Origin of the sequence: uncultured Bacteroides sp. (genome assembly GCF_947632445.1) — a bacterium.
Classification (GTDB): domain Bacteria; phylum Bacteroidota; class Bacteroidia; order Bacteroidales; family Bacteroidaceae; genus Bacteroides.
Genome location: NZ_CANRPM010000013.1, coordinates 1 through 15,045 on the forward strand (window position 1 = coordinate 1; position 15,045 = coordinate 15,045).

A 15,045-nucleotide genomic window follows, 5' to 3' on the forward strand; every position below is an offset into this window, starting at 1 on the left:
GCAGGGCGTTTTCCCGAAGCTGGAAACCTTCCTGCGCTCTGCAGGGCGTTTTCCCGAAGCTGGAAACCTTCCTGCACTCTGCAGGGCGTTTTCCCGAAGCTGGAAACCTTCCTGCGCTCTGCAGGGCGTTTTCCCGAAGCTGGAAACCTTCCTGCACGCTGCAGGACGTTTTCCCGAAATTGGAACGATTGTTTAACGTTTAAAATAAAAATAGTATGAAAGAGATTGTTTATAACTTTTCGCGGAACAATGCCCGCAACGCGCAACACGCGCAGTTCATCACCGACGTACTGAACGCCGTTTCCCAGGAAGTGGCCAAAGCGCAGGGCTTCGCCGCCCGGCAGGCTGCCTTCGCCGCCGCTGCCGCCAACGAACTGGAATGCTTCCGCCCCGACAAGGCCTATTTGGACACTCCCGAACTCGTAGCCGCCGACCAGGCGCGCGACCAGCTGTTCCTCTTCTACAAACACGTCATCCAGGCCTATGCCGACTATCAGCCCGACGCCGCCCGGCAAAAGGCGGGCGCCACATTGGCCTTTGCCTTCCGCGAGGCGGGCGACGTGGCCCGAATGGACTACGCTTCGGAAACGAGTACCCTGACCGACCTTCTTCAGAAACTCCGTCAGGAACCCTACGTTTCGGCCCTGACGACCATCGACCTCTCCGACGCGCCCGATGCACTGGAAGCCGCGAACACCGCCTTCAACACCATCTACCTGAAACGCTCGGCCGTCGAGCGCGACCGCGTCCAGTCGTGGAGCATGAAGACCCTGCGGCCCGTCACCGACGACGCCTTCGACGCGATGGCAAAAGCCATCAACGCCCTCTACACCGTAAACGAGATGGTGACGAACGACGAAGCCGTGCGCACCGCCTTGGGCAAGGTCATCGACGACGTCAACGCCATCGTCATCCGCCTGAAGAAGACCATCGGACAGGGCACCTCCGCCGTCGGCACCGGCAGCGAAGGGACCGGCGGCACCGATGCGCCCGTACCCGGCCCCGACGGCGGCGGCGACGATCATCCCGACGGCGAAAGTCCGCTGTAAACGGGAACGGGGAATGGAATTCAAGGAACAGTTCGAGAAGTTAAGGCAGAACATTTGCCGACCCATGCAGCTGCAAAGGAAAAGCAAAGGAATTTAAGAACGAATAATTAGCTGTATCTCAGCAATTGAAATCAAGCAACCAAATTATTGTGGATTCTTATAGGATAAATCGGTAAAAGTAGTACTTTTGTAACTGATATAATAGACTTTATATAAAATGGCTAAGAATAAACTTGTAGTTCCTTTTTTGAAATGGGTTGGAGGAAAAAGACAACTTATTCCAGAAATTAGAAAGATATTACCCAAAGGGGTAGCGAATCGTCCCTACTATGAGCCATTCATCGGAGGCGGAGCTTTATTTTTTGAACTCCAGCCAAAACAAGCAGTTATAAATGACTATAACGAAGAGTTGGTCAATGTTTATATGGTTATAAGGGACAACCCCAATGAACTTATTGAGGATTTAAAGAAACATAAAAATACGTCAGAGTATTTTTATGAAATTCGCTCTATGGATAGGCAACCTCTTTTTAAAAATCTTACCACTATCGAGCGAGCATCACGAATTTTATATCTCAATAAAACTTGCTATAATGGATTATATCGGGTTAATAATGCTGGGGAATTTAATTCTCCGTTTGGGAAATATAAAAATCCAAATATTGTCAATGAGCCTGTGATTAAAGCGGTAAGCAAATATTTAAATTCTGGTCGGATTCAAATATCAAATGGTGATTATGAGGTAATTTTGAGAGATATACCAACAAACTCATTTGTGTATTTAGATCCTCCGTATCATCCTATTTCAGAGAGTTCTAATTTTACAGGATACGTGCAGGGTGGATGGAGTGAGAGAGATCAACTTAGGCTAAGAGATGTTTGTAATAGATTAAATAGCAATGGCATAAAATTTCTCCTATCAAATTCTGCCTCTAATTTCATAAAAGAAATTTATGCGGAATACAATATTCATGTAGTACAGGCAAGTCGTTCTATAAATTCAGATTCTTCTAAAAGAGGGCAAGTTGATGAATTTTTAATTAGTAATTATGAGTAAATCCAAAAATGACATAGCATGGGAGAAAATTTTTGAGAAGTATTGCATCTTGGACAAACTTGCCAATAATGAACGTATATCAATTTCTTCAACAGAAATTAATCAGTTTAGAGAGGCTCGTTTAATGACAAAGTTTGACCATAGATCTCAACTTCCAAAATTGTTTATAGATCATAACTTATCAATATTACCTACATCCAGAGGTATGTATGAAATCGGAAAATTTAAAACTTTTTGTGATTTCAATAAAGATGATATAGAGATAACTCCTATTGACTTTCCAACTTTCTTGGAAAGTATAGATTATAAAGATATTACGAGTGAATCAATAGCTATAAATTGTGCTTTTGTATCTAAGATATTGCATGATTTTACAGGAGAGGAAAATCTGTTTCCTACCGTTTCTGGTCGGATGAGTTCTTCAGTCTTTGATTTTACGATTAATTCAGGACAAAACATTTTGAAAATTAATGTTGATAATTCACAAATTGAAATAGATGGAGGATATGAAGGAGATAGTTCTTTAAATTTGATTGAAGCCAAAAATTATATTTCAGATGATTTTCTGATTCGACAACTATATTATCCATATAGATTATGGAGTAATAAAATTGGAAAACGTGTTCGTCCAATATTCTTGACGTATTCAAATGGTATTTTCCATTTGAGAGAATATGAATTTGTTACGCCTGAATTATATAATTCCATCCGATTAATACAACATAAAAAATATGCAGTTCAAGAAAGAGGAATTAATGTTGAGAATATACAGAATGTTTTGGATAGTATTCAAGTTGTAAAAGAACCTGAGTTGCCTTTCCCTCAAGCAGATAGCTTTGAGAGAGTAATTAATCTTTGCGAGCTATTAAAACAAAAAGGATTTATTTGTAAAGATGATATTACGCAAAATTATGACTTTGATCACAGACAAACTGATTATTATTCAAATGCGGCAAAGTATTTAGGATTAGTAGAAGTTGTTCGTGAGAATCAACAAATAGGGTGCATTCTAACTCGTGATGGCTTTCGTATATTTAATCTGCCCATTATTGAACGGCAATTGGAATTTGTAAAACTTATATTGGCACATACGGTATTTCAAAACACTTTGAAACTGTATTTTGATAAAGGCAATGTTCCGACAAAGGGCGAGGTCGTTGAAATAATGAAAAGTGCAAAATTGTATAATATTGATTCTGAACAAACATATGAACGAAGGGCATCTACTGTTATATCTTGGATAAATTGGATATTAGAACTAATAGAGTAATAATTTAAAGAATAAGAATTATGGCTTGTGAAAAGCAACATCGTTATGATCCTCAGTACAATAATTTACCTGTCGATCAAGGTGGGGCAGGAAGACATCGTTGTGCTGGATGTGCTTATGAGAGAGGGTATGAAGATGGACTAAATCGTAAAGAAAAATTAGATTTGGACTTGGATTCATTACCAGAGAGTCAAGCGGGAACAGTTAGGCATAAAAGCCCACATGCAGCTTATGCTGCTGGTTATTTAGCTGGAGTAGAAGATTCTTATAAGTAAATACCTGTTCCTCCGTTTCAAATAACATCCCCATACGATAAATAATTATGAGGATGAGTAAATTAGAAAAATCGTATATTTGCACTTTAGAAAGAGTTATTTGACAGCATAGCACCGCAAATCGCTGAAATTCGCATGGTTGCTAACTCGTTACCATTACTTCTCAAATAATTTGCTAAAGGTTTATTCCTTAATCGGCTAAGTCAAACCATTGAAAATCTAAAATAAAAATAGTATGAAAGAGATTGTTAATAACATTTCGCTGTACAGAGCTCGCAACGCGCAACACGTGCAGTTCATCACCGACGTACTGAACGCCGTTTCCCAGGAAGTGGCCAAAGCGCAGGGCTTCGCCGCCCGGCAGGCTGCCTTCGCCGCCGCTGCCGCCAACGAACTGGAATGCTTCCGCCCCGACAAGGCCTATTTGGACACTCCCGAACTCGTAGCCGCCGACCAGGCGCGCGACCAGCTGTTCCTCTTCTACAAACACGTCATCCAGGCCTATGCCGACTATCAGCCCGACGCCGCCCGGCAAAAGGCGGGCGCCACATTGGCCTTTGCCTTCCGCGAGGCGGGCGACGTGGCCCGAATGGACTACGCTTCGGAAACGAGTACCCTGACCGACCTTCTTCAGAAACTCCGTCAGGAACCCTACGTTTCGGCCCTGACGACCATCGACCTCTCCGACGCGCCCGATGCACTGGAAGCCGCGAACACCGCCTTCAACACCATCTACCTGAAACGCTCGGCCGTCGAGCGCGACCGCGTCCAGTCGTGGAGCATGAAGACCCTGCGGCCCGTCACCGACGACGCCTTCGACGCGATGGCAAAAGCCATCAACGCCCTCTACACCGTAAACGAGATGGTGACGAACGACGAAGCCGTGCGCACCGCCTTGGGCAAGGTCATCGACGACGTCAACGCCATCGTCATCCGCCTGAAGAAGACCATCGGACAGGGCACCTCCGCCGTCGGCACCGGCAGCGAAGGGACCGGCGGCACCGATGCGCCCGTACCCGGCCCCGACGGCGGCGGCGACGATCATCCCGACGGCGAAAGTCCGCTGTAAACGGGAACGGGGAATGGAATGATACACCGACCAAACGACAAGAAGATGGAAATACAAGCCAACTACATCCGCCGCATCGAAATCGACGGCCTTTGGCACCGCTACGACGTGGCGTGGGACCTGCGTCCCGACGTCAACATCCTGGCCGGCATCAACGGCGTCGGCAAGACCACCATCCTGAACCGCTCGGCGGGCTACCTGGAGCACCGCACTTCGGGCGAGGTAAAAACCGACGGGACGGAGGGCGTGCGCGTCTACTTCGACCGCCCCGACGCCACCTCCATCCCCTACGACGTCATCCGCTCCTACGACAGACCGCTCGTCATGGGCGACTTCACCGCCCGCATGGCCGACCCCGACGTGCGCTCCGAGCTCGACTGGCAGCTCTACCTCCTGCAACGCCGCTACCTGGACTATCAGGTGAACGTGGGCAACCGCATGATCGAGCTGCTGGGCAGCGACGACGAAGCACAGCGCGCCCTGGCCTCGCAACTCTCCCTGCCCAAGCGCCGTTTTCAGGACATGGTCGACGAGCTTTTCGGCTACACGCGCAAGACCATCGACCGCCGCAGCAACGAAATCGCCTTCTATCAGGACGGCGAACGCCTGCTGCCCTACAAGCTCTCTTCGGGCGAGAAGCAGATGCTCGTCATCCTGCTCACCGTGCTCGTGCGCGAAGGCACCCACAGCGTCCTCTTCATGGACGAGCCCGAAGCCTCGCTCCACATCGAGTGGCAGCAGAAGCTCATCGGCATGATACGCAGCCTCAATCCGCAGATGCAGCTTATCCTCTCCACCCATTCGCCCGCCGTCATCATGGAAGGCTGGCTCGACGCGGTGACGGAGGTAAGCGGGATTACGAAAGAAATGGAGAACGGAAAATGGAAAACGGGCGACGGGCGCTCCGCTTCCGTTTCCCGTCCCGAATAATCCGTTGAAAGATGTCGCTCACCCTCCTCCATAACCTCACCTCCGACTACCTCGACGCTGCCCGCCGCCTGTCTCCGCCGAAGAAGCGCCGCCGCATCGTGGCCTACGTCGAAAGCTACGACGACGTGGCCTTCTGGCGCACGCTGCTCTCCGAGTTCGAGACCGACGAATGCTGCTTTCAGGTGATGCTCCCCTCGCAGACCTCCCTGTCGAAAGGAAAGAAGACCGTGCTGCTCAACACGCTCAACGCCGACAAGCTGGGCGGCAGCCTCATTGCCTGCGTGGACAGCGACTACGACTTCCTGATGCAGGGCGCCACCGCCCTGTCGCGCCACATCAACCGGAACCCTTACGTCCTGCAAACCTACGCCTACGCCATCGAGAACTACCTGTGCTGCGCCGAGACCTTGCACGACGTCTGTGTGCAGGCCACGCTGAACGACCGCCAGCTGCTGGACTTCCCTGAGTTCATGCGCCGCTATTCGCGCCTGGCCTATCCGCTTTTCCTGTGGCACATCTGGTTCTACCGCCGCCACGACAATGCGACGTTCCCCATGTACGACTTCAACCGGTTCGTCCGCTTGCAGGAAATCAGTCTGGAGCATCCCTACCGCTGCCTGGACGACATGCGCCGCCGCGTCGACTCCAAGCTCTCCGAACTGCGCACCCGTTATCCGCAGGACATCGAACACGTCGACGCCCTCGGCCGGGAACTGACGCCGCTCGGCCTGACGCCGGACACGACGTACCTCTACATTCAGGGCCACCACCTGATGGACGGCGTGGTGATGAAGCTGCTCAATCCCGTCTGCACCCAGCTGCGTCGCGAGCGCGAGAAGGAAATCCGCCGCCTGGCCGTCCACGACAAGCAGTTCCGCAACGAGCTGACCGCCTACGAGAACTGTCTGGCCGGTGTCCGGCTGGTGCTCAAGAAGAACGACGGCTACAAGGAGCTTTACCTCTACCGCTGGATGCGCGAGGACGTGCAGCGGATTTTGGAAAAGAAATGAACGCCGGCCGGCTTCGCCTTTTCTGCGGCCCGGAACGGAATTCCTGCGGCTTTCATTTGTTTCTGTATGCTCCTTTTTCTATATTTGCGCGGAATTTATATTAATACATTAAAAAAGGAAGGATTGATTTATGAAAACGAGAGTGTTTTTGGCTGTAGCGTTGGTGTTTTCGTTGACAGTGATGTCCTGTGGCAATAAGAAGGCGGCAGAGGCAAATTCGGAAACGACCGAGCTGATTTGCGACTCTGCATGTACGAAAGCTGCGGAAGAATGTTGTGCCGGCGATAGCGCATGTTGTGCCGACGGTTGCAAATGTTGTGCTGACGGTTGCAAGTCTTGTGCCGACGGTTGTAAATGTTGTGCCGACGGTTGCAAAAATAACGCATGCTGTGCCAACGATAGCATTTGCAAGAAAGACTGCGACAAGGCTTGTGAGAAATAACCTATCGGCCGAGGCAAAAAAAAGATGGAGGCGCATCCGTTGGCGGGTGCGCCTTTTTCGTTTCAGATTAACCGCAATAAGATGCGCGTTGTGATAGAATGTCGCCTTTTGATTGAAAAAAGTAACGGATTTGTTTGCATGCTATGAAATAATCTCTACCTTTGCAGCGTTTTTAAGCCAAAAAGAAAATAAGATGATACGGAACTTTACATATATTCTGTTGTGCGGCATTATTATTCTGCTAAGAAGAGGTAGCGGAAGTGAGTGTCGTGCGTGATTATATGTAAGTCGATGATATATGAAGCCTTTCTCACTTCCGTAGTGCGAAAGGTTTTTTTGTTGACATAACCATAAATATGAGATAGATGAGTGACAGATTATTAATTTTCGACACAACGCTCCGCGACGGCGAACAGGTTCCGGGATGTCAGCTGAACACGGTGGAGAAAATCCAGGTGGCCAAGCAGCTGGAACTGTTGGGCGTGGACGTTATTGAGGCGGGCTTCCCCATTTCGAGTCCGGGCGACTTCAATTCGGTGATTGAAATATCCAAAGCAGTGACATGGCCTACCATCTGCGCCCTGACACGTGCCGTGCAAAAGGATATTGACGTGGCGGTCGAAGCCCTGAAATACGCCAAACACAAACGTATCCACACGGGTATCGGTACGTCGGATTCGCACATCCGCTACAAATTCAACTCCAACCGTGAGGAAATCATCGAGCGTGCTGTGGCGACCGTGAAGTATGCCCGCCGCTTTGTGGACGACGTGGAGTTCTATGCCGAAGACGCCGGCCGCACGGAGAATGAATACCTGGCCCGTGTCATCGAGGCCGTCATCAAGGCGGGAGCTACGGTGGTGAACATCCCCGACACGACGGGTTATTGTCTGCCTTCGGAGTACGGCGCCAAGATAAAATACCTGATGGAACATGTGGACGGCATCCACAACGCCGTCATCTCCACACACTGCCACAACGACTTGGGCATGGCTACGGCCAATACGATGGCGGGTGTGCTGAACGGTGCCCGACAGGTGGAAGTGACCATCAACGGCATTGGCGAGCGGGCGGGCAACACGTCGCTGGAGGAAATCGCGATGATCATCAAGTGCCACAAGGACATCGACATCGAGACGAACATCAACACGCAGAAGATTTATCCGACGAGCCGCATGGTGTCCAGCCTGATGAACATGCCCATACAGCCCAACAAGGCCATCGTGGGCCGCAATGCCTTTGCGCATTCTTCGGGCATCCATCAGGACGGCGTGTTGAAGAATGTACAGACGTATGAAATCATCGACCCGCATGACGTGGGCATTGATGACAATTCCATCGTGCTGACCGCCCGCAGCGGGCGTGCCGCTCTGAAGAACCGTCTGCACGTATTGGGCGTGGAGATGACGCAGGAGAAGCTGGACAAGATATACGAGGATTTCCTCAAGCTGGCCGACAAGAAGAAGGATATTAACGACGACGACATCCTCGTCCTGGCCGGTGCCGACCGCACGCAAAATCATCGCATCAAGCTGGAGTATCTGCAAGTGACCAGTGGCGTGGGCGTTCGCTCTGTAGCCAGCCTCGGTTTGAATATATCAGGCGAGAAATTTGAAGCGGCCGCCAGCGGAAACGGTCCGGTAGACGCTGCCATCAAGGCGCTGAAGAAGATTATCAACCGCCAGATGACGCTGAAGGAGTTTACCATTCAGGCCATCAGCAAGGGTAGCGACGACATGGGGAAGGTACACATGCAGGTGGAGTACGACAACCGCATCTATTACGGCTTCGGTGCCAATACCGACATCATCGCCGCTTCAGTCGAGGCTTATATCGACTGTATCAATAAGTTTAAGTCATGATTTTAACAACATCCATATAGATATGAATACACTGTTTGACAAAATATGGGACGCCCACGTGGTACAGAAGGTGGAGGACGGCCCGACGCAACTCTACATCGACCGCCTCTATTGCCACGAAGTGACCAGTCCGCAGGCTTTCGAAGGTATGCGGGTTCGCGGTCTCCGCTGTTTCCGTCCTGAGAAGATATTCTGCATGCCCGACCACAACACGCCGACGCACGACCAGGACAAACCCATCGCAGACCCCGTGTCGCGGACGCAGGTCGACACGCTGGCTCGCAATGCTGGGGAATTCGGTCTGACACATTTCGGCATGATGAATCCCAAGAATGGCATCATCCATGTCGTAGGTCCTGAGCGGGGATTGACGCTGCCGGGCATGACCATCGTCTGCGGCGATTCACACACCTCGACTCACGGGGCGATGGGTGCCGTTGCCTTCGGTATCGGTACCAGCGAAGTGGAGATGGTGATGGCTTCGCAGTGCATCCTCCAGACGCGCCCCAAGACAATGCGCATTACCGTAGACGGACGCCTGGGCAAGGACGTGACGGCCAAAGATCTGGCCCTCTACATGATGTCGAAGATGACAACCAGCGGTGCCACAGGTTATTTCGTGGAATATGCAGGCGATGCCGTGCGCAGCCTGACGATGGAAGGCCGCTTGACTTTGTGTAACCTCTCCATCGAGATGGGGGCACGCGGCGGCATGGTTGCGCCCGACGAAGTGACCTTCGCCTACATCAAAGGCCGTGAATATGCACCGAAGGGTGAGGCTTGGGACAAGGCTTTGGCTTATTGGAAGACGTTGAAGAGCGACGACGATGCCGTGTTCGACAAGGAAGTGCGCTTCAATGCCGCCGACATCGAACCGATGATTACTTACGGAACCAACCCCGGCATGGGCATGGGTATCACCGCCCATATTCCTACCACCGAAGGCATGGGCGAGGCGGCACAGGCTTCGTTCCGCAAGTCGTTGGGTTACATGGGATTCGAACCGGGTGAGTCGTTGCTGGGCAAGAAGATTGACTACGTATTCCTCGGTGCCTGCACCAACGGTCGCATCGAGGACTTCCGTGCCTTTGCCTCCATTGCAAAAGGACGCAAAAAGGCTCCGCACGTGGTGGCCTGGTTGGTACCCGGTTCGTGGATGGTCGATGCACAGATACGTGAAGAAGGACTGGATAAAGTGCTGGCCGAGGCCGGCTTTGAAATCCGGCAGCCGGGTTGTTCGGCTTGCTTGGCGATGAACGACGACAAGGTTCCTGCGGGTAAGTATGCCGTTTCCACTTCGAACCGCAACTTCGAAGGACGCCAGGGCCCCGGTTCACGTACATTGCTGGCCAGTCCGCTGACCGCCGCTGCCGCTGCCGTGACGGGTGTGATTACCGATCCGAGGACATTGACAGGTGAAAACGGTGCCTTGTAGTCTGTGAAGTGCTGTTATAAGGACAACTAAGCATCGCTTTATTGGGAATAAAAGAATATAAAGTATGATAGATAGATTCAGAGTGTCTTGTATGGCATTCTCTGCATCGTAATAACATTCAATAGAAGAATAATGAAACAGAAATTCAACATCATAACCTCCACTTGCGTTCCCCTTCCGTTGGAGAACGTAGATACCGACCAGATTATCCCCGCCCGTTTCCTCAAGGCGACAACCCGCGAAGAGAAATTCTTCGGCGACAACCTCTTCCGCGACTGGCGCTACCATGCTGACGGAACTTTGAACAAGGATTTCGTGCTGAACAATCCAGCCTATAGCGGTTGCATTCTCGTGGCCGGCAAGAACTTTGGTTCGGGCTCCAGTCGCGAACATGCTGCCTGGGCCATCGCGGGATATGGCTTCCGTGTAGTTATCTCCAGCTTCTTTGCCGACATACACAAGAACAACGAACTGAACAACTTCGTCCTGCCCGTAGTGGTGAGCGAAAATTTCCTGAAAGAACTGTTCGAAAGCATTGCCGTCGACCCAAAGACCGAGGTCGAAGTGAACTTGCCCGCTCAGACCGTGACCAACAAGGCAACGGGCCGCAGCGAAACCTTCGAAATCAATGCCTACAAGAAGCATTGCCTGATGAACGGGCTGGACGACATCGACTTCCTTGTGGAGAATAAAGACAAGATAGAAGCATGGGAAAGCAAGTCAAAATAGAAATCATGGACACCACCCTGCGCGACGGGGAGCAAACCAGCGGCGTGTCCTTCGTTCCCCACGAGAAGCTGATGATAGCCCGTCTGCTGCTTGAGGAATTGAAGGTAGACCGTGTGGAGGTCGCTTCCGCCCGCGTGTCCGACGGTGAGGCCGATGCCGTGCGCATGATTTGCGGCTGGGCTGCCCGACACGGCCTGTTGCAGCGTGTCGAGGTACTGGGCTTCGTGGACGGGCATGCGTCCGTCGACTGGATACACGCTGCGGGGTGCCGTGTCATCAACCTGCTGTGCAAAGGCTCGCTCAAGCACTGTACCTACCAGCTCAAGAAGACGCCCGAGGAGCACATTGCCGACATCTGTGCGGTGGTGGACTACGCCGAAGGACGGGACATGGAAGTCAACGTTTACCTGGAAGATTGGAGCAACGGCATGAAAGAATCGCCGGACTATGTCTTCCGGCTGATGGACACTCTTGCAGGCACCGGCATTCGCCGCTTCATGCTGCCCGACACATTGGGCATCCTTAATCCCTTGCAGGTCATCGAATACATGCGCAAGATGAAGAAGCATTATCCCCAGGCGCACTTCGACTTCCATGCCCACAACGATTACGACCTTGCCGTGTCCAACGTGCTGGCCGCCGTGCTGAGTGGCTGTCGTGGCTTGCACACCACCATCAACGGCTTGGGCGAACGTGCGGGCAACGCACCTTTGGCCAGCGTGCAGGCCATCCTGAAGGATCACTTTAATGCACTGACCGGCATAGACGAAAGCCGTCTGAACGAAGTGAGTCGCGTTGTGGAGTCGTACTCCGGCATTGCCATTCCCGCCAACAAGCCCATTGTCGGCGAAAACGTCTTCACGCAGGTGGCGGGCGTACATGCCGACGGCGACAACAAACGCAACCTCTACTACAACGATCTGTTGCCCGAACGCTTCGGACGCCGCCGCGAATATGCTTTGGGCAAGAACTCCGGCAAGGCCAACATCCGAAAGAATTTGGAAGACTTGGGGCTACAACTCGACGATGAGTCGATGCGCAAGGTCACCGAACGTATCATCGAGCTGGGCGACAAGAAGGAGCTTGTCACGCAGGAAGACTTGCCCTACATCGTCTCCGACGTGTTGAAGCATGATGTCCGCACCGAGCGCGTCAAGCTCAAAAGCTACATCGTCAACTTAGCATACGGGCTGAAGCCGATGGCTACCATCAAAGTAGAGGTGAACGGTAAGGAGTACGAGGAAAACAGCAGCGGCGACGGCCAGTACGATGCCTTCGTCCGCGCCCTGCGCAAGGTGTACAAGGGTACGCTGGGCCGACGCTTCCCGATGCTGACGAACTACGCCGTGAGTATCCCGCCCGGCGGGCGTACAGATGCTTTCGTGCAGACGGTTATCACGTGGAGCTTCGACGACAAGGTGTTCCGCACCCGCGGACTGGATGCCGACCAGACGGAGGCTGCCATCAAAGCCACGATGAAGATGCTGAATCTCATCGAGGACAGTTATGACGAGGTTCCGGCAGCACCCTCGCAAAACACGAGCTTGTAGCTGAAACTGCACAGGCGTGTTTTTCAATTCCCTTCAGGGATAGGTCGGGAAGCGGCCGACTTTTAAGAAAAATTAGAGCCGGAGATATGGAATAAAATGCTTATTTTGAGTGTCGAAACAAAGAAAAAATATGAAAAAGATAAGCCTGAAACTTTGGCAGCGCTACGTGCTGGTGTTCCTCTTGCTGCTGGCCATTAATGGTTTTCTGCGTTGGATAAGCCCCGGTGAGGAGTGGAAGGACGGCAATCTGCTGGTTAGTCTTGTGGCGACAGCCCTGCTCACCGTAGGCTTTATCGCCGGTGACCGCCTGCGCCGCAAGAACAGGAAGTATAAGAATAAGGTAGAAGAATTACTAAAAAACAACGAATAAACAATATGGAACTGAAAGTAGCAGTATTGGCCGGTGACGGTATCGGCCCCGAAATATCCGCCGTAGGCGTGGATGTAATGACCGCCGTATGCGAGAAGTTTGGTCACAAGGTGTCATACGAATATGCCCTCTGTGGTGCGCATGCCATCGACGAAGTGGGTGACCCTTTCCCCGAAGAAACCTATCGGATATGCAAGAACGCCGACGCTGTTCTCTTCTCCGCTGTGGGCGATCCTAAGTTCGACAACGACCCTACGGCCAAGGTGCGCCCTGAACAAGGTCTGCTGGCCATGCGCAAGAAGTTGGGGCTTTTTGCTAACATCCGCCCCGTACAGACCTTCAAGTGCCTTCTGCACAAGTCGCCCTTGCGTGCCGAGCTGGTAGAAGACGCCGACTTCCTCTGCATCCGCGAACTGACGGGCGGCATGTATTTCGGCGAGAAGTATCAGGACAACGACAAGGCTTGGGACACGAATTACTACACACGTCCCGAAGTGGAGCGCATTCTGCGTGTAGGTTTCGAGTATGCCATGAAGCGCCGCAAGCACTTGACGGTGGTGGATAAGGCCAACGTGCTGGCTTCCTCCCGCCTCTGGCGCCAAATAGCTCAGGAGATGGCTCCGCAATATCCTGAAGTGACGACCGACTACATGTTCGTCGACAACGCCGCCATGAAGATGATACAGGAACCGCGCTTCTTCGATGTGATGGTGACCGAGAACACCTTCGGCGACATCCTGACGGACGAAGGCTCCGTTATCAGCGGTTCGATGGGTCTGCTTCCTTCGGCCTCTACGGGCGAGAGTACGCCGGTCTTTGAGCCTATTCACGGTTCGTGGCCGCAGGCCAAGGGGCTGAACATCGCCAATCCGCTGGCACAGGTGTTGTCCGTAGCCATGCTCTTCGAATATTTCAACCTCAAAGAAGAAGGTGCACTCATCCGTCGTGCCGTCGATGCTTCGCTCGATGCCAACGTCCGCACACCTGAAATACAGGTGGAAGGCGGAGCCAAGTATGGTACGAAGGAAGTCGGTGCTTGGCTGGTAGATTATCTGAAGAAAGCCTGACACGCCATGATAGCTCGAAATCTTATCGACCTCGTAGGCCGTACACCTCTGATGGAGCTTGCGGCCTACAGCCGTCTGCATGGCCTGACATGCCCGTTGGTGGCAAAGCTGGAGATGTTTAATCCTTCGGGCAGTGTCAAGGCACGTACAGCCCTTGCCATGATCGAGGATGCTGAGACGCGCGGTCTGTTGAAGCCGGGGGCTACCTTGATTGAACCTACCAGCGGCAATACAGGCATCGGTCTGGCTATGGTGGCAACCATTAAGGGGTATCGCCTTGTACTCACCATGCCCGAAACCATGAGTCTCGAACGACGTAATCTGCTGAAGGCGTTGGGTGCCGAAATTGTACTGACACCTGGTGCCGAAGGTATGGCCGGTTCCATTGCCAAGGCCGAGGCTCTGCGCAATGCTACGCCCGATGCCGTCATCCTCCAGCAGTTCGATAATCCCTCGAATGCAGCCGTGCACGAACGTACTACCGGCGAGGAAGTGTGGGCCGATACGGACGGACAAGTCGATGTCTTTGTGGCCGGGGTAGGTACGGGCGGTACTGTCAGTGGTGTTGCCCGTGCCCTGAAGAAACATAATGCCGCTGTACGCATCGTGGCCGTCGAGCCGGCTTCGTCGCCCGTACTTGAAGGCGGCAAGGCGGGACCGCATCGTTTGCAGGGCATCGGGGCCAATTTTGTTCCCGGCAACTATGATGCCTCTGTCGTCGACGAAGTATTTCCTGTGTCCGACGACGACGCCTTCCGTGCCGCCCGCGAACTGGCTGCTGCCGAAGGTCTGTTAGCAGGTATCTCTTCGGGTGCCGCCCTTCATGCCGCCTGCACTTTGGCCCAGCGGCCCGACTTGCAGGGCAGGCACATCGTAGTGCTCCTGCCCGATACGGGCGAACGCTATCTGTCGACGGGATTGTATTGACCG

General features: G+C 52.3%; 16 protein-coding genes. All 16 read left to right on the forward strand.

Going from position 1 to position 15,045, the window contains the following annotated elements:
• Positions 1-196: hypothetical protein (locus tag Q0Z70_RS04350; protein ID WP_298072900.1), on the forward strand; the 196-nt coding region annotated here is incomplete at its 5' end.
• Between the two features lie 19 nt (positions 197-215).
• A complete protein-coding gene (locus tag Q0Z70_RS04355; protein ID WP_298072901.1) occupies positions 216-1,049 on the forward strand; it encodes a DUF6261 family protein in 834 nt (277 codons plus the stop codon).
• Between the two features lie 217 nt (positions 1,050-1,266).
• On the forward strand, positions 1,267-2,106 hold the full coding sequence (locus Q0Z70_RS04360) for a DNA adenine methylase (RefSeq protein ID WP_298072902.1): 840 nt from the start codon (positions 1,267-1,269) through the stop codon (positions 2,104-2,106).
• Complete coding sequence (locus Q0Z70_RS04365; protein WP_298072903.1) at positions 2,099-3,376, forward strand: transcriptional regulator; 1,278 nt, start codon at positions 2,099-2,101, stop codon at positions 3,374-3,376. Before Q0Z70_RS04360 ends, Q0Z70_RS04365 begins: the two co-directional genes overlap by 8 nt.
• A 20-nt stretch (positions 3,377-3,396) precedes the next feature.
• Positions 3,397-3,651: a hypothetical protein gene (locus tag Q0Z70_RS04370; RefSeq protein ID WP_005866995.1), complete on the forward strand. Its 255-nt coding sequence runs from the start codon at positions 3,397-3,399 to the stop codon at positions 3,649-3,651.
• Between the two features lie 235 nt (positions 3,652-3,886).
• Positions 3,887-4,720, forward strand: a complete 834-nt coding sequence (locus Q0Z70_RS04375; protein ID WP_298072904.1) for a DUF6261 family protein — start codon at positions 3,887-3,889, stop codon at positions 4,718-4,720.
• A 45-nt stretch (positions 4,721-4,765) separates the two neighbouring features.
• A complete protein-coding gene (locus tag Q0Z70_RS04380; RefSeq protein ID WP_298072944.1) occupies positions 4,766-5,650 on the forward strand; it encodes an AAA family ATPase in 885 nt (294 codons plus the stop codon).
• A gap of 11 nt (positions 5,651-5,661) precedes the next feature.
• Entirely contained in the window at positions 5,662-6,660 is a 999-nt protein-coding gene (locus Q0Z70_RS04385; protein ID WP_298072905.1) for a DUF4435 domain-containing protein, read from the forward strand.
• 130 nt (positions 6,661-6,790) lie between these two features.
• Positions 6,791-7,102, forward strand: a complete 312-nt coding sequence (locus Q0Z70_RS04390; protein ID WP_298072906.1) for a hypothetical protein — start codon at positions 6,791-6,793, stop codon at positions 7,100-7,102.
• A gap of 365 nt (positions 7,103-7,467) precedes the next feature.
• Complete coding sequence (locus Q0Z70_RS04395) at positions 7,468-8,964, forward strand: 2-isopropylmalate synthase (protein WP_298072907.1); 1,497 nt, start codon at positions 7,468-7,470, stop codon at positions 8,962-8,964.
• Positions 8,965-8,986: 22 nt separating this feature from the next.
• Entirely contained in the window at positions 8,987-10,399 is a 1,413-nt protein-coding gene (gene leuC, locus Q0Z70_RS04400) for a 3-isopropylmalate dehydratase large subunit (protein ID WP_298072908.1), read from the forward strand.
• A gap of 132 nt (positions 10,400-10,531) precedes the next feature.
• Positions 10,532-11,128 (forward strand): 3-isopropylmalate dehydratase small subunit, encoded by a 597-nt coding sequence (gene leuD, locus Q0Z70_RS04405; protein WP_298072909.1) that lies wholly within the window; start codon positions 10,532-10,534, stop codon positions 11,126-11,128.
• A complete protein-coding gene (locus tag Q0Z70_RS04410) occupies positions 11,107-12,678 on the forward strand; it encodes an alpha-isopropylmalate synthase regulatory domain-containing protein (RefSeq protein ID WP_298072910.1) in 1,572 nt (523 codons plus the stop codon). The genes leuD and Q0Z70_RS04410 overlap by 22 nt, the downstream gene beginning before the upstream one ends.
• 130 nt (positions 12,679-12,808) lie before the next feature.
• Complete coding sequence (locus tag Q0Z70_RS04415; RefSeq protein WP_298072911.1) at positions 12,809-13,048, forward strand: hypothetical protein; 240 nt, start codon at positions 12,809-12,811, stop codon at positions 13,046-13,048.
• Positions 13,049-13,053: 5 nt separating this feature from the next.
• Positions 13,054-14,115 carry a 3-isopropylmalate dehydrogenase gene (gene leuB / locus Q0Z70_RS04420; RefSeq protein WP_298072912.1) on the forward strand — a complete coding sequence of 354 codons (1,062 nt, stop codon included), beginning with the start codon at positions 13,054-13,056 and terminating at the stop codon, positions 14,113-14,115.
• A 6-nt stretch (positions 14,116-14,121) separates the two neighbouring features.
• The gene (cysK, locus tag Q0Z70_RS04425; protein ID WP_298072913.1) at positions 14,122-15,042 is read left to right on the forward strand and encodes a cysteine synthase A; all 921 of its coding nucleotides are present in this window, start codon (positions 14,122-14,124) and stop codon (positions 15,040-15,042) included.
• The last annotated feature ends 3 nt before the right edge of the window (positions 15,043-15,045 follow it).